A 22,537-nucleotide genomic window follows, 5' to 3' on the forward strand; every position below is an offset into this window, starting at 1 on the left:
TTCCTCGAAGCATAAAAAAAAGCGAGACTATTCAGTCTCGCTTTTTACTTTAAGTTCTATTTCGTCGCCAGATTCATCCAAGAATCTGTATTCCGTCACTGGCAGTGAAGAATCTTTGATCAGGTTTACCCATTTGAAATATTTGAAAAACCACTTCACTCGCTGACTAATCAAGCCATTGGTGAAGTATGCATGTAAGTAGGGATGCAGCCCTATGTGAATTTTGCTCACATTTTGGATAGTAGCCATGTGCTCTAGATCACTTTCCAGCTTATCCGCCACAAGAATGGAGGCTTGGATTTTGCCGGTACCGTTGCAAGAAGGGCATGTCTCACGAGTCACAATGTTGACTTCTGGACGTACCCTTTGTCGGGTAATCTGCATCAGCCCAAATTTACTGAGGGGCAGTACAGTGTGTTTGGATCTATCACTACTCATTTCTTCTTTCATCGCCTCGTAAACCGCTTTCTTATTTTCGGCTTTTTTCATATCGATAAAATCGATAACGATGATGCCTCCCATATCACGGAGACGAAGCTGTCGAGCCATTTCTTTAGCGGCAACCAAATTGGTCTTTAGCGCTGTTGACTCTTGATCATTTTCTTGGTTGGACTTATTTCCACTATTGACGTCTACGACGTGAAGTGCTTCGGTATGCTCAATAATGAGATAGCCACCCGCGGGGAGGCTTACCGTCTGTCCAAACAGGCTTTTGATCTGCTTTTCTATTCCAAAACTTTCAAATAGTTTAGCCTTACCGTTGTAAAGCTTGACAATTTTTTCTTTTTCAGGAGCTATGCTTCTGATGTAGGATTTAATCTGATCATACGTTGATTCTTCTTCTACGGTGATTCCATCGAATGATTCGTTGAGCAGGTCTCTCACTAGTGAGGAAGCCATACTCATCTCTCCTATTATCTTGTCGCGACTTTTCGCCTTGTTCAACTTTCTCATTCCTTCCTCCCATGTTTCGGTGAGGTTGCGAAGGTCCCGATCCAACTCAGTGACCGATTGTCCATCGGCTACAGTTCGGATGATTACTCCGAAGTTGGCTGGTTTGATTGAGTTGATAAGTCTCAGTAGTCTTTTGCGCTCGTCGCTGCTCCGGATTTTTTTGGATACGTTGACCGAATCCGAAAATGGAACTAGCACGAGATAGCGACCAGGAAGAGAGAGCTCGCATGAGAGTCGAGGACCTTTCGAAGAGATAGGCTCTTTGACGACCTGAACCAGAATTTGGTTGTTTTTAGACAGGATGTTGGAAATCTTCCCCACCTTGTCTATTTCAGGTTCGTTTTGGAAACCCTTCAGATTGACTCCTTGGTAGTTGTTGTTGCGCACCATTTTGGTGAACTTTCCAAGGCTATTGAAATTTGATCCTAGATCCTGATAGTGGAGAAAGGCGTCTTTCTCATATCCTACGTCAATGAATGCGGCATTAAGCCCATTGACGATCTTGCGGACTGTTCCTAGGTAAATATCTCCAACCTTGAATTGATTGTCCATTCCTTCGGAATGCAACTCAACCAACCTCTTGTCTCGAAGAAGGGCTATACGACTCCCGTTTTGAGCAGAATCAATTAATAATTCCGTACTCAAATCGTGTATAGTTTACTATGTAAATGAACGTTTGGCCCGGTTCAGGGCATTTTACAGCAAAGAATTACTTCTTCTTGTGTCTGTTTTTTCTAAGTCTCTTCTTACGCTTGTGCGTAGCGATCTTATGTCTTTTTCTTTTCTTACCGCAAGGCATAGTCTTTGAATTTATGTGTTACAAATTTATTTACAATTGATCGAGATAGCCTTGAATACTGCCTAAGATCATCTCGTCTTGGGTCATTTTCTTTACTTCCTCAAACTGAGCTTTCGCTTTGTTTTTTTGACCTGCTTCAAAATAGCTCACCCCAAGATAAAACTGCCCCTGCAGATTATTCGGGTGATATTTGACCAGTTCTTCAAACCGCTCACTAGCCCGCTTGTATTGACCAGACTGCATGGAGAGAATCCCCATATTAAATAGCCCATCTTCATTTTGTGGATCTTCTTCCAAGATTTCCCGAAGCATGGTAATACCCTGCATAGGATTGGAAGAGGACACATATGTCATGGCCACTTTGGTCTTCAAGTCAAGTCGGGCAGGATCGTTATCCAAAACTTGATTCAAATAGTCCCGTGCTTGCTCTGCAGTACTGGAAACTTTCTCCGGATCTAAAGCGAAGGTGAAGGCTTCATAATACGATTCGCCTGCTTGCTCCACATCACTGAGATTTTCGGTCTCTTTGGCAATGAAGCCATAATAGTATGCTGCACTGTCAAATTTTCCTAGCTCCTTATACATCAACGCAAGATCTCTGGCCGAGGCCACTTTTTCTTCAGAAGAAGTGGATTCATTCAGTTTTTGTTGATTTTGTGCTCTGCTAGCCGCTTGCTCGGGGGTAAGCTCGGCCTCATGCATCTCCACCATGCCATCGGCGGAAGTGGGTGTAGTCTCATCCGTCAATCCGCTAATTTCTTCTTCATTATCCACAACCATTTTGGGGAGTGAATAGAGTCCGACGATAGCGACTACGCCAATGACTACTACGATGAGTTGAGACCTCTTCATGTCAAATTACGCTCAGGCTTAATCCTGTGGCGCTAATTCTTTAATCTTCTTGCTTGTTTTGATCTTCTCAACGAATACTTTAGAAGGCTTAAAAGCAGGAATGTAATGCTCATCAATCACGATGGCAGTATTTTTTGAAATGTTTCGAGCAATTTTCTTCGCTCTTTTCTTGTTGATGAAGCTTCCGAAGCCTCTAACGTAAATGTTTTCACCTTCTGCCATGGATTCTTTTACCACTTTGAAGAATGCTTCAACTGTCTGAGTTACATCGTCCTTTTGGATACCTGTCTTGTCAGAAATCTTAGTGATTACCTCTGCTTTTGTCACTGTAATGTATATTTAGAATTTATAAAATAAGCTTAACAACCTATTAACCAAGTGTTTTTGGGACTGCAAATGTACGAGAACGATTGCAATTAAAAAACATATTGAGAAAAATTACCTTGTTTTGTATTCCTGAGTTTGGAACAGAATGAAGCACAAATACCTTGACAATCAAGCCTTTTCACAGCACATCATTCGCTGGTATCGTGACAATCCAAGAGATTTACCTTGGAGAGAAACCCAAAATCCATATCATATTTGGCTCTCTGAGATCATTCTTCAGCAGACCCGAGTGGCCCAAGGCATGCCTTATTATTATAAGTTTGTGGAGGCTTATCCAGAACTTAAAAATTTGGCTCTGGCCCCAGAAGAAGAAGTTCTCCGCCTATGGCAAGGACTAGGTTACTACAGCCGAGCACGAAACCTCCACTTTTGTGCTAAACAAATCTGGTTTGAGTTGGATGGTAAATTTCCAGAAAGCTATGCCGAGCTGTTGAAATTGAAAGGTGTGGGAAGCTATACCGCCTCTGCGATCTCCAGTTTTGCATTTGGAGAGGCACAGGCCGTAGTGGACGGAAATGTATTCCGGGTTTTAGCCCGAATTTTTGGGATTGAATCAGACATTGCCACAGGCAAAGCAAAAAAGGAATTTGAAGCCTTGGCAAACGAGCTGATCCCAAAAGATAACCCTGCCGAATTCAACCAAGCCATGATGGATTTTGGCTCTCGCCAATGTGTACCCAAAAATCCCGATTGTGAAAACTGTCCTTTGAAAAGAAATTGCTTCGCTTTTAATAATGACTTGGTACAAAAGCTTCCAGTCAAGATCAACAAAACCAAAGTAAAAGAACGTCAGATCCACTATCATGTATTAACCTGCGGAAATGACTGGGTGTGGAAAAAGAGAAAATCCGGTGATATCTGGGAAGGCCTTTTTGATTTTCCCTCCAGAGAAGGGGCTGATGAGAGCCTAGACGATGCATTGGCTCAACTTAACCCTGAGAAGATCAATTCTGAAGGCAAGGAATACAGACATTTGCTGTCGCATCAAAAATTAAATGTCAGGTTTTCTGAATGGAAATTACCAACTTCCTCCTACGCAAAACTCCAAAAAATCTGCGAAGAGCAGGATTTTGCACTAGTGGCGGAAGAAGAAATTGAGCGACTTGCCAAGCCTAAGTTGATCGTGAATTATTTGAAGGATCAAGGGATTTGATTAAATTTAAACTAATCTTCGTAACTCAGCCAGCATCCATTTTTGCTTGCTTGACTGGACGTAGGAAGGTATGAAATACCGATTTAAAAGACTAGTCTTTTTTCAGCCTAATAATAAAAGAGCATACTTATCATAGATTGACAGGTATTCGGCTAAAACATTTGAAAGCATAACAAACCAAAGTATCAATGGCAGGAGTAAATAAAGTAATCCTTCTCGGAAATCTCGGGGCAGACCCGGAAGTCAAGTATCTCGAAGGAGACAACGTGGTGGCAAACCTTCGACTCGCAACCACAGAATCGTATAAAGACAGAAATGGCAACAAGGTCGAGCAGACCGAATGGCATGATCTGGAACTATGGGGTGGACAGGCCAAAGTAGCTGAGCAATACCTCAAAAAAGGCATGCAAATCTACGTAGAGGGGAAAATCAAAACCGATAGCTGGCAAGATGATCAAGGTCAAAATCGGAAGAGAGTGAGAATCCGGGTACTGAGCTTTACCATGCTTGGAGGAAGGCAAGACAGCGGAAGTGCTCCACCAGCAATGGATCAAGGAGCCCCACAAGCAGCTGCCTCCAAACCTCAACCAGCATCTACTCCAGCTCCAGACCTTTCTGGAGATGATGATGATTTACCCTTCTAATACTTTACCATTCCCCCAGGAACTTATCTTGGGGGAATTTTCATTAATTTTGTAATTCTTTCTGAGAATTATTTATGGACGACCCCTACCCGAGTTACCACCTGATCGCACAAATCGCCGAGCTCACGCCGAGCTACTTGATCTTTAATGGCCTGCTTTTCGTCCTTTTACTCCTGGGATCCGCACTAGTTTCGGGTTCCGAAGTGGCATTTTTTTCCCTGACCAACGACGACCTTTTCCAGCTCAATGAGGAGGATTCTAAAGAATCTCAAAAAGTACTCAAGCTGGTTGAAAGCCCCAAGAGCTTACTTAGTACTATTCTCATTCTCAATAATCTGATCAACATTGCCATAGTCACACTGACGACCTTTGTGTCTTGGACCATTTTTGGGCTCGACGCAAAAGGAATTGTGATTATCTTGGTTCAAACGGTGGGGATCACCTTTGCCATTGTCTTTTTTGGAGAAATAGTACCAAAGGTGTACGCAAACAAGGCTCGAGTCAGCTTTAGCAAAACTATGGCTCCGAGTATCGCATTTTTCAATAGCCTCTTAAAGCCTGTCTCTTTTCTCTTGATGTCTATTGGAAATCTGATCGAAAGCAAAATTGAGAAAAGGTCTTATTCTCTTTCAGTGAATGAGCTGAACCAAGCGCTAGAAATCACCACAGAAGATGCGGGAGAGGACGAAAAGGATATCCTGAGGGGAATAGTAAACTTCGGGACACTGACCGTAAAGCAGGTGATGAAAAGCCGAATGGATCTCACTGCAGTGGATGTGGAAATGGACTTCCATGAATTAATGGATCGAATCAATAAAAGTGGCTTCTCACGAATCCCTGTTTACGAAGAAACAATAGACAATATTCAAGGGATACTCTATATCAAAGATCTCCTTCCCTATATCGAGCGAGATGAGGATTTCGCATGGAAAGAGCTGATACGTAAAAGCTTTTTTGTACCAGAAAACAAAAAAGTGGACACGCTTCTCAAAGATTTTCAATCCAAGCGCGTACACATGGCTATCGTCGTTGACGAATATGGCGGGACATCAGGATTAGTCACATTGGAAGATCTGATTGAGGAAATCATCGGTGAAATCAATGATGAATTTGACGATACTGAAGACGTCTATTTCAAAGAAATCGACCCAAACACCTTTATTTTTGAGGGTAAGGTCTCTTTGAATGATTTTTGCAAAAAACTTGACCTTGACGGGCAAATTTTTGATGAGGTCAAGGGAGAAAGTGAGTCCTTGGGTGGTTTGTTGCTTGAGATCAACTCCAAACTACCTAGACATGGAACCAAGATCAAATTCCAAGATATGATCTTCACCGTGCTCGCAGTGGATTCTAGAAAAATCAAAAAGGTTAAAGTCCAATTAATCGGGAGTAATCTCAAGGATCATCATCCTTTTTCAGATTAATCCAGCTTTTGGCTAAACCCAACAATCAATTTTTCCAAAAAAAATTTACTGAAGCCTATTTCTGGTTTTATTTCAGATTATTTCAAGAATCTGGGCTTTTTTTAAACCACTTTTTTGAGAAAATCAGAATTATCCTCAAAATGAGCTAACTATTAAAACCAAACAGCAATTAACAAATTCATAATTTTTTTAGAATCTGTAAATATTATTTTAGAAATCAGCCCTGTTTGTTGCCGTAATTTTAAAGAAAGGAAATTTTTCCGTATTTTTTGAAAAATTTCAACCTATTAAATTTATTAAATAATGCAGAAAGGATTATACAGATCCGCTTTTGAGCACGACTCCTGTGGCATCGGGGCTGTGGTCGATTTGAACGCCGAGGCGACGCATGAGACCATCCATGATGCACTCTTCATGCTGAGCAATATGGAGCACCGAGGCGGTCGAGGCAGTGATCCTAAAACAGGGGATGGAGCAGGAATTCTAATCCAGATACCCCACCATTTTTTCAAAAAAGTAACTGCCCGATCAGAAATCGAACTCCCTGAAGAAGGTACTTATGGTGTGGGAATGACTTTTTTCCCAAAGAACAAGCAGCTTTTCAAAAGCTCAAAGAAATTACTAAACAAAATCCTCAAAGAACTGGATTTTGAGCTTATCGGCTACCGTACTGTGCCCGTGGATGTGACTGTACCGGGATCAGGGGCTTTGGACGTAATGCCAAATATTGAGCAACTATTCGTTCGTCACAAAGACGGCCTTACCGGCATCGCTCTCGAAAGAAAGCTTTACGTCCTGAGAAACTATGCCACTGCCGAGATCAATTCAAAAATTCCTGGAGTCAATCACTCCTTCTACTTTGCCAGCTTAAGTAGCAAGACGATCATTTATAAGGGTCAATTGCGAACAGATCAGGTTTTGGATTTCTACAAAGACCTTCAAAACCCACAGATCGAATCTGCCTTTGCCATCGTGCACTCTAGGTTTTCTACCAATACATTTCCAAACTGGCGATTGGCACAGCCTTTCAGATTCCTATCACACAATGGTGAAATCAACACCATTAGAGGTAATCTGAATAAAATGAAGTCAAAGGAAACACTCATGAGCTCCAAGTACTTTTCAGAAGATGAGTTATCGAAGCTTTTGCCAATTACCAATAAGCTGAACTCTGACTCCGCTAATCTCGATGCCATGGTGGAATTATTGACTCTAAGCGGACGGACGCTGCCCCACGCCATGATGATGCTCGTGCCAGAAGCCTGGCAGGACAATAGTGTGATGGATCGCAAGCGAAAAGCTTTTTATAAGTACCACGCCTCACTTGTCGAGCCCTGGGATGGACCAGCAGCACTACTTTTCACAGACGGCAAATCTGTGGGTGCGACGCTCGACAGAAATGGTCTCCGACCGCTTCGATATTTCATCACAAAGGACAAGAGATTGGTACTTTCGTCAGAAGCTGGTGCATTACCCATTCGCGAAGCTACGATTGTAGAAAAAGGAAGAATCAGTCCAGGTAAAATGCTTTGGGCGGATCTTGAAAAAGGAGTGGTGCGTTTTGATGACGAAATCAAAGAAGAAGTCTGCAGCAAATCACCTTATGAGGAGTGGGTACGTGATCAGCGAATCAAGCTGAGACTCGAGCCTTCACCAAAAACACTGAAGCATCCCTACTCCACGGAAAATATTACCAAATGCCAAACGGTATTTGGATATACCAGTGAAGAAGTCAAACTGATTCTTGAACCCATGGGATCCACCGGTTACGAACCGATTGGCTCAATGGGTGCGGATACTCCTTTAGCCGTACTTTCGAAGCAAAGCCAACATATTTCGAATTACTTCAAACAGCTCTTTGCACAGGTGAGTAATCCGCCGATTGATCCCATCCGGGAGCGCTTAGTGATGTCCTTGTTTACTAGGTTGGGTGAAGGTCATAATATCCTAGACGAAACGCCAAAGCATACCAAGCAGATCCATATTTCTCAGCCCGTGTTCTTGAATGAAGACTTGGAAAAAGTAGAGCAAATGGAGCATCTTGGCTATCGCTCCAAAAAACTTCTTGCACATTTCGCGGCTGACCATCAGCCGGGAAGATTGCTGGAAGCTCTTGATCGTCTCTGCAAAGAAGCTACAGATGCCATTCATGAAGGAAAAAATATCCTCATCATTTCGGATAGATACAGTGATCTATCCAATGCACCCATTCCATCCTTGTTAGCAATTGGAGCCGTGCATCATCATCTTGTAAAGCATAAACTTAGAACTCGCGCTGGACTAGTCTTGGAATCAGGAGATATCCGAGAGACACACCATTTTGCCACGGCCATTGGTTATGGAGCTTCTGCTATCAATCCTTATTTAGCCCTAGAATCTCTCCTCAAGGCATTTGAAGAAGGTCGATTCCCGAAGGTGAAAAGTCAAGAAGAACTTTTCGAAAACTATCAAACTGCTATTGGAAAAGGGCTTTTGAAGGTTCTTTCGAAAATGGGAATTAGTACCCTTCAGTCCTATCAAGGCGCCCAGATTTTTGAGGCGCTGGGATTAGGCCCAGAGGTAATCGACCGTTGTTTCAAAGGGACCATTTCAAGAATTAGTGGAATATCCTTTGACGATCTTGCTGAGGAAGTCTTGGTAAGACATAGAGCTGCTTACCATGCGGAGTCACCGGTCCTTGAGACAGGAGGCGTTTACCAATGGAAGCGTAGGGGTGAAAAGCATCTTTTCAACCCTGAGACGATCCATTTACTACAAAAATCCACCCGATTGGGAGACTTTGAGTTATACAAGAAATTTGCTCATCGGGTCAATAAGCAGACAAAAGATGCTTTGACATTGAGGGGTCTTTTTGAATTCAAAAAACGAATTAGCATCCCCTTGGATGAGGTAGAACCTGCAAGCCAAATCATGAAACGTTTTGCTACAGGAGCCATGTCTTTTGGGTCTATTTCTCACGAAGCACATTCCACTTTGGCCATCGCCATGAACCGAATTGGCGCTAAAAGTAATTCAGGAGAGGGGGGAGAAGATGAAATCAGATTTGCCAGAAAAGAAAATGGAGACTGGGAGCGCTCAGCGATCAAGCAAGTGGCATCCGGTAGATTTGGTGTCACGAGCAATTACCTCACGAATGCCGCGGAATTACAAATTAAAATGGCACAAGGCGCAAAACCTGGAGAAGGAGGGCAATTGCCAGGTCATAAAGTAGACGACTGGATCGGAAGGGTAAGGCATTCTACTCCCGGAGTAGGATTGATTTCTCCACCGCCGCACCATGATATTTACTCGATCGAGGATCTTGCACAGCTCATTTATGATCTGAAAAATGCCAACCGCGAAGCAAGAGTTAATGTAAAGTTGGTTTCTCAAGCAGGCGTTGGTACTGTGGCAGCCGGAGTGGCAAAGGCCATGGCCGATGTGATTCTTATCTCTGGCGCTGATGGAGGGACTGGAGCATCTCCGCTGAGCTCGATTCGCCATGCCGGACTACCCTGGGAGCTCGGACTCTCAGAAGCACATCAGACTTTGGTAAAAAATAACCTCAGAAGTCGTGTGGTCCTTCAAACCGATGGACAGCTTCGAACAGGTCGTGATCTGGCTATCGCCACACTTCTTGGTGCTGAGGAATGGGGTATCTCTACCGCTGCTTTGGTGGTTGAAGGATGTATTATGATGAGAAAGTGTCATCTAAACACTTGCCCTGTAGGTATCGCTACACAGAACCCTGAGCTCAGAAAACTCTTTACCGGAGACCCAGACCATGTGGTGAATTATTTCAATTTCCTTGTTGAGGACCTACGGCAAATCATGGCATCACTCGGTTTCCGTACCGTTGACGAAATGGTCGGACAAAGCGATATTCTTCAATCCACTGGACATTTGAATCACTGGAAATGGAATAAAGTGGACCTGAGTCCAATTTTCCACAAAGTGGAAGTACCAGATCATGTGGGTATTCACAAGCAAATTGATCAGGAGTTTGAGCTGAAAAAAGTCCTTGATAGAAAGTTGATTGAAGCGGCACTTCCAGCTTTGGAACAAGCTACGTTTGTAGAAGCAACCTTCCCGATTAAAAATACAGATCGAACGGTTGGCGCCATGCTTTCCAACGAAATATCCAAGGTCTATGGTAGCCCAGGGCTCCCTGAGGACACTTTACACTTTACATTTCATGGTTCGGCCGGACAGACGTTTGGTGGCTTCCTGACCAAAGGAGTCAAGTTTGAGCTTGAAGGTGAGGCCAATGACTATTTTGGCAAAGGCCTTTCCGGAGGAAAACTGATCGTTTATCCCAGCAGGAATGCTCGATTTGTCCATGAGGACAATATCATCATCGGAAACGTAGCCTTCTATGGAGGCACTTCGGGTGAGGCTTTTATAAACGGCAAAGGAGGAGAACGTTTTTGCGTACGAAACTCTGGTGTGAATGCGGTAATCGAAGGAATTGGTGATCATGGATGCGAGTACATGACTGGAGGACTTATCGTGAATTTGGGTGAAATAGGCAGAAATTTCGCCGCAGGTATGAGTGGAGGCATCGCCTATGTTCTCAAGGATTATGTCGCAGAAATCAACCCAGAATTGGTTGACATCGATCTGTTGGAAGATGAGGATTACATCACTATCAAGTCCTACCTTAAAAAGCACGTAGCTTATACCAGCTCTGAATTAGGAGCCAAATTCCTTTCTAATTGGGAGGAAGCCAAAGAATCATTTATCAAGGTAATTCCTCGAGACTATAAGGCTGTTTTGAAAAAAAGAGCTCAAGAGGAATCAAAAACATTAGTGTAAGATGGGAGCAAAAGAAGGATTTTTACAATTCAAAAGAGAAACCCCAATCACCCGAGATCCAAGGGAGCGGGTGGGGGACTATAAGGAAATATATGAACCAATGAGTCCAGAAGGACTCAATCATCAGGCAGCGAGATGCATGGATTGCGGCGTTCCGTTTTGTCATTCGGGTTGTCCATTAGGGAATGTCATCCCTGAATTCAATGATGCGGTCTATGAGCAGGACTGGAAAAGTGCAATTGAAATTTTGAGGAGCACCAACAATTTTCCTGAGTTTACCGGTAGAATTTGTCCTGCACCCTGCGAGGCCAGCTGCGTTCTGGGAATCAACAAAGATCCAGTGGCCATAGAACTGATCGAAAAAAGCATTGCAGAAAAAGCCTACGAGCTGGATCTAATCAAAGCAAAAATTCCGACCAAGAGAACTGGCAAGCGTGTGGCCGTCATCGGATCAGGGCCTGCGGGACTTGCGGCAGCTGATCAGTTAAATCAAGCAGGGCACGAAGTCACCGTTTTTGAAAAAGACAGCAAGCCGGGCGGACTGCTTCGATACGGCATTCCAGATTTTAAGCTTGAAAAATGGGTGATTGATCGGCGGTTAGAATTGATGGTAGAGGAAGGAGTGATCTTCTCTTGTGATACAGACGTGGGCTTTAATATCAAAGCTGAAAACATCCTTTCCAATTTCCACGCGGTGGTTTTGGCAACAGGCGCGGCTCAACCCAGAGCACTAAACATTCCAGGCCACGATCTTAAAGGAGTTCATTTTGCTATGGATTTCCTCGGCAAACAAAACCAAGTGATCTCTGGCGAAATAGCATCAAATCCTATCTCTGCCAAGGATAAGCATGTTATTGTAATCGGGGGAGGTGACACAGGAAGCGACTGCATTGGCACTTCCAATCGACATGGGGCTGCGAGCATCACTCAACTGGAGCTTTTGCCTAAACCTCCTCAGCAGCGAAAAACAACCAATCCATGGCCGGAATGGCCTATGACCCTAAAAACCTCCAGCTCACATGAAGAAGGTGCCGAGCGTATGTTCTCTATTTTGACCAAGGAGTTTGTAGGAAATGAAGCGGGAGAGGTCACTGGCTTGAAACTGACCGATATCGAGTGGGTTTCGAAGGATGGAAAGATGATTTTTGAAGAAATTGAAGGCACCGAGCGGGTAATCCCTTGCGACTTGGCCTTTCTAGCTATTGGTTATACTGGCCCGGCAGAAAATGGTCTTTTGGAAGCTTTTGGTGTAAAAATCCTAGAAAACAAACTCCCCAAATCAAAGAATTACAAAAGTAGTGCGGAAGGGGTATTTCTTGCTGGTGATATGCGAAGAGGACAATCTTTAGTCGTTTGGGCGATTTCAGAAGGTCGAGAAGCCGCCGTTCACGTGGATGAGTATCTCATGGGTAGCTCAAATTTGCCCCAAAAAGATGAGTCCTTCTTTCACGTTTTAGACGAGAAAGAGTCCGTCGATTAAATGTTTTAAAACAAAAAACCTCGCTGTCAGCAGCGAGGTTTTTTTACTATTTGCTATTCTGTCCGGAGTGTTCCCCTCTTCCGCCACGCTGGCCTCGGCCTCTTCTTCTATCACCTTCTCGGCGTTCCTTTTTGGCTGCTTCCCACTTTTCCGCTTGCTCAGGAGTGAGTATAGCCTTGATCTTTTCTTCTTGAGCTTGCATTGCTTCTTTTCTAGCCTCACCCTGCTGGCGCTGTTCGGCTCTTTGCGCTTCTTGTTGTTTGGCAAACTCTAAGTTTAAATTAAGGATTTGCTCCTTTTGTGCATCGGAAAGTCCTAAATGCTCTGCCATTCGTTCGGTAGATCGTTTGGCTCTATCTTCTGCAGAGGGTCTCTCCCCTCCACCTCTTTGCTGTGCAAAAACAGATAAGGCCATCATCATAGTTAGGCCTAAAGTCATCATAATTTTTTTCATCTTTTTGTGGGTTAGTTATGATTCTTAGACACAACTCAGTCAACTTGGTTTAATCCACAAGTAGCGAAAAAATGTTAAGGAAGCTTAAATACTACTTCTGCTCGATTAGCTCCTTCCGCTCAGCTTCGCGTACATACCTTGGCTTGATCAAAAGGCGAAGGCTAGGGTCAAAGCTCAGGTAATTCCAAGACCAATTAAAAAAGACAAAGAGCCGATTCTTCACTCCCAAAATGGCCATCAAATGGACAAACAACCAGGTAAGCCAAGCCAATAGTCCTTGGAACTTTATAAAAGGCAGGTCCACGACTGCAAGTTTTTTACCCACCGTAGCCATAGAGCCAAGATCCTTGTAGTGGAAGGGCTGCATTGGGCGTCCTTTCAGAATATGTTCAAAGTTTTTGGCTAGATTTTCTGCTTGCTGCAAAGCGACTTGAGCTACTTGGGGATGCCCTTTAGGATAATTTTCCTCCGTAAGCAAGCTGATATCACCAAGGGCAAAAATATCCTTGCAGTCAATTATTTGCGAAAACTCATCCACCAAGATCCGGCCATTTCGAGAATATTGAGCATCAGAAAGTCCCTCAATTCGGTTCGGTTTGATTCCTGCGGCCCAGAGCAAGGTTTGTGTTTCTAAGAAAACATCTCCATCCAAAGTGACGATCTGCCCGTCGTAATCTTTCACTCGAGCATTGAGCATGACTTCCACGCCTAAGTCCTGAAGATATTTAAGCGCGTGAGATTTGGCTTCCGGAGACATTGGACCTAGAAGCTCGGGGCCTCCCTCGATCAATACCACTTTCATATTATCAAAGGAAAGCTCGGGGTAGTCCTTTGGCAAAACGGTATTTCGCAGCTCCGCCATGGCGCCGGCGAGTTCTACGCCCGTGGGGCCACCACCCACGATGACCACATTCATCAGGTGTTTTCGATTTTCTACCTTTTCAATGTTAATCGCACGCTCATAGTTGGAAATAATTTTATTTCTGATATAAAGAGCCTCAGAAACGGTCTTCATGGGAGCTGCAAATTGCTCAATATTTTTCGATCCAAAATAATTAGTGTCACCGCCCATCGCCAGCACTAGGTAGTCATAGTCCACATAGCCTATATCTGTGAAAAGTCGCTTGGCCTTCGTGTCTACGGAACTTACCTCTGCCATCCGAAAGATCACGTTTTTTGAATGGTGAAAAATTTTGCGAAGCGGGAAAGAAATGGCACTTGGTTCCAAACCAGCGGTGGCCACCTGATAAAAAAGTGGCTGAAATTGATGAAAGTTATTTTTGTCCAAAAGGATCACTTGAAAGGGCTTCCCTTTGAGTTTTCTTGCTAGTTTGAGTCCGGCAAAACCCGCACCTATGATGACTACTTTGGGATGCGAGCTTTCAGGAAGGTTTGGAATCGGGGTTAAGGAGGAGCTACTCATATTTTTATAGGTTAAAAAGTATACGATTGGACAAAATGAATGGCTGTATAATGTGAAATTATATTTCCTTTGAGCTATTGATTGGTAGAGAGGCACTCAGATTTGTGGCGTTTTGCTATTTTTACAGCCTAAAGAAAAATTACTATGGGAAGAGCATTTGAATTCAGAAAAGAGCGAAAATTCAAGCGTTGGGATAAAATGTCCAAAGTCTTTACTCGTCTGGGTAAGGAGATCGTAATGGCAGTCAAAACCGGAGGTCCGGACCCAACTTCAAATCCAAGGCTCAGAACGATCATTCAAAATGCCAAAGGTGCGCAGATGCCCAAAGATCGAATCGAAGCGGCAATCAAAAGAGCCTCAGACAAGGACGAAAAGGATTATGAAGAAATCGTGTACGAAGGTTACGGCCCATTTGGCATCGCTGTAATTGTGGAAACCTCCACCGATAATATCAACCGGACCGTAGCAAATGTACGAAGCTACTTCTCTAAGGCTGGAGGATCATTGGGTACTTCTGGATCTGTAAGCTTTATGTTTGATCACAAGGCTGTTTTCAGATTTAATGGTGAGGGTCATGATCTAGAGGAGCTAGAGCTGGAATTGATCGACTTTGGGCTTACAGACATTGATGAAAACGAAGGAGAAATTTTTGTCTACACCGAGTTTGGAGACTTTGGATCCATGCAAAAAGCCCTTGAGGATAAAGGAATCGAAGTAATCAGTGCAGATTTTCAGCGATTCCCTACAACACTTACAGAGCTTACCGAAGAGCAAGAAGAGGTGATAAATAAGATGATCGAGAAGATGGAAGAAGATGACGACGTCAATCAAGTTTACACCAATATGGCCTAATGTATAGATGACATTTCCAAAAAGAGAAAATTTCCAAAAGCCCACGAATCACGAACTCATAGTTGTGGGGAGTAAAAACCCCGTAAAAATCTCTTGTACCCAGGAAGGGTTTATGCAGGCCTTCGACCGAACCTTTAGTATATCTGGTGTACAGGCTGCCTCTGAGGTTTCAGATCAACCAATGGGGCTTGAGGAAACCCTACTTGGAGCTAAAAACAGAGTAAAAAATGCTAAAAGACTATTTCCAGAAGCGGATTTTTGGGTAGGTGTTGAAGGAGGGGTCGCAAAAGACTCGACAGGCATGTACGCATTTGCTTGGGTATATATTCTTGCGAAAAATGGAAAAACTGGACAGGCTATGACTGGTACATTTTATTTGCCTCGGCAAGTAATGGAGTTGGTTGAGTCTGGAATGGAACTGGGTCATGCGGATGACGAGATTTTTGGAGATAAAAACTCAAAACAAAAAGGTGGATCTGTCGGTCTATTGACCAAACAAAAGATTAACCGTGAGAGCTACTACACTTCTGCAATAATTTTGGCTTTGATTCCGTTCTTAAACAAAGAGCTTTATTAGAATTAAAATAAATTGGGGAAATAAATATCCTTAAGAATTGGAATTCAGAATATATCTGTGAAATTGAAATAGTAATGTAAAATTCATCTTTTTCTGATGAATTCAAGACAAAAGTTGCTTCAATCACCCTATCGAATCAGCTTACTGATAGACCTCCTTCGGGAGGTTTATTTATTTAAATTCTTTAGAAAATTTTCTAAGGCCTTGCGCCAATCTGAATCAGCATCCCATGTGGTACCTATATAAAGTTCATCACGTACGAGCAACTTGATATAATACTTCACTACCACCCTTCGCTCCGAACCGGGAGTTGGTTCCAGACCCATACTAGCCATCATATCGGATTCTCGCCCCTCCACTTTTGAGAGGACAAATTGGATACGATCTGCAATCAGTTCCTGATTAGTTTTGGCTTCAGTCAGCCATACGTAGTCATATTGATAATTTGACTCCAATATGGATTCAAGGGTTGCTTTTTGGGCAGATTGCTCTCGAAGTACATCCTCAGGTGATTTCCCAAAAAGATCAAATCGGAAATAACTAATGAGACTCTCTGTCGCAGAAGAACCGGAAATGGGTACTCCAGTTTTGAATACCTCCAAATTCAAAGGATATTCTTGTAAATATTTCAGACTAACCGAAGCAGCTGCATCCAGCACTTCACCAAATTCCGGCACGTCAATGACTAAGAGATTTTTGGTTCGAACACTTTCTCCGATAGCACTCAGGCGACTCCTCAATTCATCTATATTGTCAGATTCTAAGCCATATAAAGCTGCCGTAGGGATGATTTTGCCGTCTCCGCTAAAAGGGCTCATATGTACAGCATAGCCTGCTTTGGAACGAGTAATAAAGAGGATATTCTTCACTTGCCTTTGTTCAAAGGCTTTGGCATAAGTGGCCTGTCGATCTTCGGAAAGGGCAATAGTCTCCAATTCGTAATAAGCAACCGGGTCAGCTCCCGCCTCCACAAAAGAAGAATGCAAACTATCTGCCACTTGTCTCCAAGTGAGTGCCGGTTCGGCAGCGGGATCTACGGAAACGAGTACCACCGCTTTTCCATCAAAAAAGCTTTCAGGCAAAGCGCCTTGGGCATTAGCCTCAAAGGAAATTAGGATAGAAAGAAGGAGTGGTAAATAATATTTCATTGCCAGAAAAAGGTAATTTTACTTTCCGCGGTAATTTTACAATTAATCTAACGAAAACCTCGCCAGCTTATGCAACTTTCACCCAAAGGGGTCATAACCTTTTTTGCATTTTTTATTTCTTGGAGTATCTCTGCACAGGAAATCGATCAAAAAAACCTGATCAAACACATTTCATATTTAGCCTCTGATGAATTGAAGGGTAGAAAGACTCTGACTGAAGGAAACGTCAAAGCACAGGGGTATATTATTTCCGAATTTACCTCTTATGGTCTATACACCCATTATAAAGATTACCAACAGTCCTTTTCCTTTCAAAACCGAAGAGAGAACAAGGAGTATGAAAACGCCAAAAATATTGTGGGGTTTGTACCCGGTACTGAATCACGAAAAATAATCGTCATTTCAGGACACTATGATCATCTGGGAATTGGAAAAGCAAACGCTGCCGGCGATAGTATTTTCAATGGTGCGGATGACAATGCCTCAGGAACCTCGGCTATGTTGGCCCTAGCAGAGTATTTTTCCAAAAACCCTCCAAAGCATTCTATGATGTTTGTTGCCTTCGATGCGGAGGAAATGGGACTCCAGGGTGCCAAAGCATTGCTGGAAGACTTCCCGTTTGAATTGGAAGAAATACTACTAAATATAAATATGGATATGGTGGGGAGAAACGACAAAAACGAACTCTATGCTTCTGGTACATTCCATAATCCATATCTAAAGCCCATCCTAGAGCGTGCAGCAGCGGGGTCCAGCCCCACCTTACTCTTTGGGCATGACGAGCCCTCGTCAAAACAGCAAGATTGGACCCAATCCTCGGATCATGGCCCTTTCTTTAGTAAAGGCATTCCACATATTTATTTCGGGGTGGAAGATCACCCAGATTACCATAAACAAAGCGATGAGTTTTTGGGAATCCAGCCAGATTTCTTTGTTGCGACGACTAACCTGATTTTAAATTGTATCTTAGAACTGGACCAATCCCTTCTGGAAGACTAGTTTTTTCCCTATGACTATCAATGAACTAACTGCGAGATTTTTAAAATGGAGGCTTAGAAACCTGAGTAACCAGGCCTTTATTCTCATACTTAGTGGCATTATAGGGGTTTTTTCAGGCTTGGCTGCAGTGATTCTCAAAGAGGCTGTTCATAGCATACAGCATTTTCTTACAGAAGACTTTTATACGGAGTATGCCAACTTCATGTATATTCTATATCCGCTTATAGGTATAACTTTGGCTTATGTTTTAGGTCGCTACGTGTTTAAAGACGTGGGAGGTCATGGCATCCCAGATATACTTTTTATAATCTCCAAGAAAAGTAGCATTATCGCTCGGGTGAAAACCTTCAGTCGGGTGGTCACCTCTGCTTTGACGGTGGGTTTTGGTGGATCTGTAGGACTGGAAGCGCCCATGGTCGTCACCGGTTCGGCCATTGGATCGAATGTAGGTTCTTTGATGCACTTGAATGCCAAAAAGCGAACCTTACTGATCGGATGTGGAGCTGCTGGAGCTATCTCTGCAATTTTCGGTGCGCCAATCGGAGCTGTGATTTTTGCGATTGAGGTAATCCTTCTGGAAATCTCTACCACAAGTTTCATCCCATTGCTCATTGCCTCAGTCATGGGTTCCTTGACATCTTTGATTTTGATCGGGAATGACTCGCTCTTCAACTTCAACCTACAAGGATCATTTCTGGCCTCTCATATGCCATATTATTTACTCTTGGGCATTTTGTGTGGGCTTGTGTCCTTGTATTTTTCTCGAATAGTACGAAGAACTGAACGCTTTCTAGATATTTTCGAAAACCAAACTATGAAAATGCTCTATGGAGGAGCTTTTCTAGGATTTATGGTCTTCTTTTTCCCTCCAATTTATGGTGAAGGGTATGATACTTTGAATACTCTTATCGAAGGAGATCCCGCTAGTATTCTCGAAACCAGTCCATTCTTCTCGGCTTTCGAGAGTCCTTGGCTCTTCATTGTTTTCCTCGCCTTAATCGTTATTTTGAAACCAATTGCATCGGCCATTACCTTGGGTAGCGGAGGTAGTGGGGGTATTTTTGCACCTTCCCTTTTTGTCGGGGGAATCTTAGGTTTTGCTTTTGCCTATGCCAACAATCAGTTCGGATTGCATATCAGCTTGCCTCTTGCGCACTTTACTTTAGTGGCTATGTGTGGACTGATGAGTGGTGTACAACATTCTCCGCTATCAGCCATATTCTTAATCGCAGAAATCACGGGTGGTTATGAGCTTTTTATTCCGCTCATGTTTGTATCGGCTATTTCGTTTATCACCACATCATACTATCAAAAGGACAGCCTCTACACCCTCCAATTAAAGGATCAGGGCAAGTCAATCGATCATTCTAAGGACAATGAACTATTGAATTTGATTAGTATTTCTAATGTCATCGAAAGAGACCTTCACCCCATCAGTCCAGAAGCTTTACTTTCTGAATTGATAGGGCTAGTGAAGATTTCGAAACGAAATATTTTTCCAGTCGTGGATGAAGAAGGCCTCCTACGCGGCATAATCACACTGGACGACATTCGTGAGATCATGTTTGATGAAGAAAAACAGGAAACCGTACTCGTGAGAGAGCTAATGCACAGTCCTCCAGAAATACTATTGGCTAATGAAAATATGCAATCAGTAATGGAGAAATTTGAAAAGTCTGGATCATGGAACCTTCCGGTAATATTGGATGATCAGTACGTTGGGTTCATTTCAAAGTCTAGAATCTTTAATGCCTATCGTAAAAAGCTCATTCACCAGCGCCTTGATAAATAGGAGAAAAGAAGAAAATTTGGTCTACCCTGACAAAAAGTTTTTACACAGTGCAGAAATATAAAAAATGCAAGTTAGCTTCTCTTATCCACAAAACTTCGAAAAAAAATTACCCACAAAATGCTGATTATCAATTTTTTAACTATCCATTGTGGGTAAGTGTGGATAAATTAATGAAAATGTGGATAAAAATTTCTTGCTTTTTTTGATAGCTTAAATTTGGCTTTTTGAACCGTTTTTTCGCTACTGAACATCATGTGATTTTATTCCTTCCTCCCGAGTCAGATACCCAATGGCTTTTCTAAAAAAAGAATAATATTTGGAGATGCTTTAATTTCTACTCTTGAAAAACAAAAATCTCGATCATCCACCAATCACCTAACTTAGTCGTTTTAGTAATATTGTTTATTTACTATTTTAACTAGTATAATACAATTACTTCTCGAGCCATGGTAGTGGTCCCAAATTGCGCATTTGACCCATGATCCAAGCTTGTCTTCCCACGATATATGGCGTGGGTCTAGTAGGATTCCAGCGTCGCGGACTAGGTAAAATGGCTGCAATCATGGCTGACTGCCGCTGGCCAAGTTTGGCTGGCTCGGTTTGGTAAAAATCCCTTGCGGCTATTGCTACGCCGTATTTTCCTTTGCCCACTTCCACCACGTTTAGGTAGACTTCCAAAATCCGTTCTTTGGTCCAAATCAACTCAACTAAAACTGTGAAGTAAGCCTCAAGGCCCTTACGGAGATACGTTCTACTTGGCCAAAGAAATACATTCTTTACGGTCTGTTGCGTGATTGTACTGGCGCCTTTGACGTTTTTACCCTTTTTGTTCCCTTCCCATGCCTTTTGCATGGCCTCCAAATCAAATCCATTGTGCTCTAGAAATTTTTGGTCTTCACTCGCAATGACCGCTCGCTGCATGGAAGCAGAAATGTCATCTATTGATACCCAGTTGTATCTGATTTGGGCCTCTTCTTTTTCATCTGCCACATATTCCACCCAACGAATAATCATCAGTGGGGTAAATAAAACGGGCATCCAGCGGAAGAGCACCACACTCCCGATGCTGAGAATAAAGAACCACATCACTAGTTTGCCAACCAAGCGAACCAGTCGTCCCAGAAAGCTTTTCATTTATTGAATAGTTGCATAAGCTTGAACGAATCGATAGTAAAAAACGGAATTTTCATTTGCATAAATATTGTCTACATCCCGCTCCATCAGCTCTATGTCCCTTTGGGTAATCAATCCGGCCTCGAGCATTCCTTGACTCCCACTTTTCATTAAAGTTTTCCAAAATTGAAGGAAATCAAAAAGATATTTTGACTCCCGCCGATCTAGATGAAAGCCACCTGGGAAAAGTTGGATATTATCAAATTCGGCCTGAAAGAGCAGATTTCCAATATTGGCGCCTATGTCTGGATTGCCGCCACAGGCCAGCTGGTACTTATTGTATTTCTCATAATAGGCATCCATATGGATTCCATTGGGATAATAGTAAAAAGTGGAATTGAAAACCTCGGTAATCCAGATTTTCACTCCGGACTTCAAGTATGGTTTAAGCGATCTAAAAACCTTTAAAGGCTCAGAAATATGCTCCAAAACCCAACAAATATAGACTCCGTCGTATTGCTCAGGCAAGTCGAAATTCATCGCATCTTGAAGAATAAAGCTCACTCTATCTCCCGCAAAACTTAGATTTTCCTTGGCTTTTGCGAGTTGTGTTTCTGAATTGTCCACACAGGTAATATGGGCCTCTGGAAACAATTCAAGTAGCTTTGCTGTCTGCGCACCTACTCCACAGCCTATTTCTAGAATTTTTTTGCATCCCACAAAATCGATCCTTGGGTAAATCAATGGCGTTAAAAAACCGGCTTGATCAATCAAACGCTGCTGTTCCTCTGGAATAAAGCCATGTAGGTAATTTGTCATTCTAAGGGATTTTAAGGTAAATCTTAACAAATTAAACCTAAAAATTCAGAGTTCCCTTTTCTCGAAACCACAACCTTTGCGCAAATCATAGAAATGCTTTCTATAATAAATCGAAGATGGAGGGATTACATGCAATATTAGCTAAGACATAGAGAGCTAGAGTAAGCTTTTTATTCATGTAAATCACTGGATAAATTGTGCAATGATAGCTGAAAAAAGAATCAAAAACCTAAAGGGATAGGCAAATAATTTTGGGCACTTTAATCCTCTTTTTTGAGAAACAGAATTTTGGATGGATCCACAAAATTTCTTCTTGTAAATTCCAAATAAACTGCGCTACTTTAACCCTTTACCAAAATTAAAATCATGCCTGCTTTAGTCATTGGAAGCTTTGAAGAATTTGAAAAATACATCGGTCAAAGTCTAGGAACCTCAGAATATTTTACCATTACCCAGAAGCAGATCAATCTATTTGCCGATGCTACCCACGACCATCAGTGGATCCATATTGATCCTGAAAAAGCGAAAAGTCAAGGAGCCTTTGGCAATACCATTGCCCATGGATACCTCACCCTGAGTATCGTCCCACATCTTTGGGATCAGATCGTGGACGTTCGCAATCTGAAAATGATGATCAATTATGGGATCGAATCCCTTCGATTTGCCAATCCAGTATTGGTGGATAGTGAAGTGAGACTAGTAGCGAAGCTTAAATCTGTGGTCAATCTTCGCGGGACTGTCAAAGCGGAAGTCGAAGTTAAGCTGGAGATCAAAGATCAGCGCAAACCCGCTTTTTCGGGGGTCTTGATCTTTTTATATCACTTCAACGATTAAGAAAATACCCTTAAGAAAAAAGCCAGACTCTCATCTGGC

At 42.7% G+C, this 22,537-nt stretch carries 18 protein-coding genes; 10 read left to right on the top strand and 8 right to left on the bottom strand.

Going from position 1 to position 22,537, the window contains the following annotated elements:
- Positions 1-27: 27 nt before the first annotated feature.
- The 3 genes from ACFOSV_RS06880 to ACFOSV_RS06890 form a co-directional block, all read right to left on the bottom strand.
- Positions 28-1,599 (bottom strand): Rne/Rng family ribonuclease, encoded by a 1,572-nt coding sequence (locus ACFOSV_RS06880; RefSeq protein WP_377904744.1) that lies wholly within the window; start codon positions 1,597-1,599, stop codon positions 28-30.
- A gap of 184 nt (positions 1,600-1,783) precedes the next feature.
- Complete coding sequence (locus ACFOSV_RS06885; RefSeq protein ID WP_377904746.1) at positions 1,784-2,605, bottom strand: tetratricopeptide repeat protein; 822 nt, start codon at positions 2,603-2,605, stop codon at positions 1,784-1,786.
- A gap of 18 nt (positions 2,606-2,623) precedes the next feature.
- Positions 2,624-2,932 (bottom strand): HU family DNA-binding protein, encoded by a 309-nt coding sequence (locus ACFOSV_RS06890; protein WP_377904748.1) that lies wholly within the window; start codon positions 2,930-2,932, stop codon positions 2,624-2,626.
- Between the two features lie 145 nt (positions 2,933-3,077).
- On the opposite strand from ACFOSV_RS06890, the gene mutY reads away from it, so the two are divergent.
- The 5 genes from mutY to ACFOSV_RS06915 all read left to right on the top strand — a co-directional run bounded on the left by mutY (position 3,078) and on the right by ACFOSV_RS06915 (position 12,487).
- Positions 3,078-4,145 carry an A/G-specific adenine glycosylase gene (mutY, locus tag ACFOSV_RS06895; protein WP_377904750.1) on the top strand — a complete coding sequence of 356 codons (1,068 nt, stop codon included), beginning with the start codon at positions 3,078-3,080 and terminating at the stop codon, positions 4,143-4,145.
- 188 nt (positions 4,146-4,333) lie between these two features.
- Positions 4,334-4,789: a single-stranded DNA-binding protein gene (locus ACFOSV_RS06900; protein ID WP_377904752.1), complete on the top strand. Its 456-nt coding sequence runs from the start codon at positions 4,334-4,336 to the stop codon at positions 4,787-4,789.
- Positions 4,790-4,863: 74 nt separating this feature from the next.
- Positions 4,864-6,213: a gliding motility-associated protein GldE gene (gene gldE / locus ACFOSV_RS06905; RefSeq protein WP_377904754.1), complete on the top strand. Its 1,350-nt coding sequence runs from the start codon at positions 4,864-4,866 to the stop codon at positions 6,211-6,213.
- Positions 6,214-6,516: 303 nt separating this feature from the next.
- Positions 6,517-11,007 carry a glutamate synthase large subunit gene (gltB, locus tag ACFOSV_RS06910; RefSeq protein ID WP_377904756.1) on the top strand — a complete coding sequence of 1,497 codons (4,491 nt, stop codon included), beginning with the start codon at positions 6,517-6,519 and terminating at the stop codon, positions 11,005-11,007.
- A gap of 1 nt (position 11,008) precedes the next feature.
- On the top strand, positions 11,009-12,487 hold the full coding sequence (locus tag ACFOSV_RS06915) for a glutamate synthase subunit beta (protein ID WP_377904758.1): 1,479 nt from the start codon (positions 11,009-11,011) through the stop codon (positions 12,485-12,487).
- A 46-nt stretch (positions 12,488-12,533) separates the two neighbouring features.
- Here ACFOSV_RS06915 and ACFOSV_RS06920 read toward each other — a convergent pair whose 3' ends face one another.
- A complete protein-coding gene (locus ACFOSV_RS06920) occupies positions 12,534-12,941 on the bottom strand; it encodes a DUF4890 domain-containing protein (protein ID WP_377904760.1) in 408 nt (135 codons plus the stop codon).
- A 91-nt stretch (positions 12,942-13,032) separates the two neighbouring features.
- On the bottom strand, positions 13,033-14,364 hold the full coding sequence (locus ACFOSV_RS06925; RefSeq protein WP_377904762.1) for an NAD(P)/FAD-dependent oxidoreductase: 1,332 nt from the start codon (positions 14,362-14,364) through the stop codon (positions 13,033-13,035).
- 144 nt (positions 14,365-14,508) lie between these two features.
- Here ACFOSV_RS06925 and ACFOSV_RS06930 point away from each other — a divergent pair, with 144 nt between their 5' ends.
- Both ACFOSV_RS06930 and yjjX read left to right on the top strand, forming a co-directional pair.
- On the top strand, positions 14,509-15,216 hold the full coding sequence (locus tag ACFOSV_RS06930; RefSeq protein WP_377904764.1) for a YebC/PmpR family DNA-binding transcriptional regulator: 708 nt from the start codon (positions 14,509-14,511) through the stop codon (positions 15,214-15,216).
- Between the two features lie 7 nt (positions 15,217-15,223).
- The gene (yjjX, locus tag ACFOSV_RS06935; RefSeq protein WP_377904766.1) at positions 15,224-15,793 is read left to right on the top strand and encodes an inosine/xanthosine triphosphatase; all 570 of its coding nucleotides are present in this window, start codon (positions 15,224-15,226) and stop codon (positions 15,791-15,793) included.
- A 167-nt stretch (positions 15,794-15,960) separates the two neighbouring features.
- Here yjjX and ACFOSV_RS06940 read toward each other — a convergent pair whose 3' ends face one another.
- Complete coding sequence (locus ACFOSV_RS06940) at positions 15,961-16,941, bottom strand: NTPase (protein ID WP_377904768.1); 981 nt, start codon at positions 16,939-16,941, stop codon at positions 15,961-15,963.
- Between the two features lie 69 nt (positions 16,942-17,010).
- Between ACFOSV_RS06940 and ACFOSV_RS06945 the strand changes: the two genes are divergently transcribed.
- Together ACFOSV_RS06945 and ACFOSV_RS06950 are read left to right on the top strand one after the other, a co-directional pair.
- A complete protein-coding gene (locus tag ACFOSV_RS06945) occupies positions 17,011-17,940 on the top strand; it encodes a M28 family peptidase (protein WP_377904770.1) in 930 nt (309 codons plus the stop codon).
- A 10-nt stretch (positions 17,941-17,950) separates the two neighbouring features.
- A complete protein-coding gene (locus ACFOSV_RS06950; protein WP_377904772.1) occupies positions 17,951-19,732 on the top strand; it encodes a chloride channel protein in 1,782 nt (593 codons plus the stop codon).
- A gap of 432 nt (positions 19,733-20,164) precedes the next feature.
- Here the strand turns inward: ACFOSV_RS06950 and mtgA are convergent, their stop codons facing one another.
- Together mtgA and ACFOSV_RS06960 are read right to left on the bottom strand one after the other, a co-directional pair.
- Positions 20,165-20,866: a monofunctional biosynthetic peptidoglycan transglycosylase gene (gene mtgA / locus ACFOSV_RS06955; protein WP_377904775.1), complete on the bottom strand. Its 702-nt coding sequence runs from the start codon at positions 20,864-20,866 to the stop codon at positions 20,165-20,167.
- Positions 20,867-21,664, bottom strand: coding sequence for a class I SAM-dependent methyltransferase (locus ACFOSV_RS06960; RefSeq protein ID WP_377904777.1), 798 nt, complete (start codon positions 21,662-21,664; stop codon positions 20,867-20,869). It abuts the gene before it with no gap.
- A 366-nt stretch (positions 21,665-22,030) separates the two neighbouring features.
- Between ACFOSV_RS06960 and ACFOSV_RS06965 the strand changes: the two genes are divergently transcribed.
- Positions 22,031-22,498, top strand: coding sequence for a MaoC family dehydratase (locus ACFOSV_RS06965; protein ID WP_377904779.1), 468 nt, complete (start codon positions 22,031-22,033; stop codon positions 22,496-22,498).
- Positions 22,499-22,537: the final 39 nt, after the last annotated feature.

This window comes from Algoriphagus namhaensis (assembly GCF_042649705.1).
In the GTDB taxonomy this organism is placed as follows: domain Bacteria; phylum Bacteroidota; class Bacteroidia; order Cytophagales; family Cyclobacteriaceae; genus Algoriphagus; species Algoriphagus namhaensis.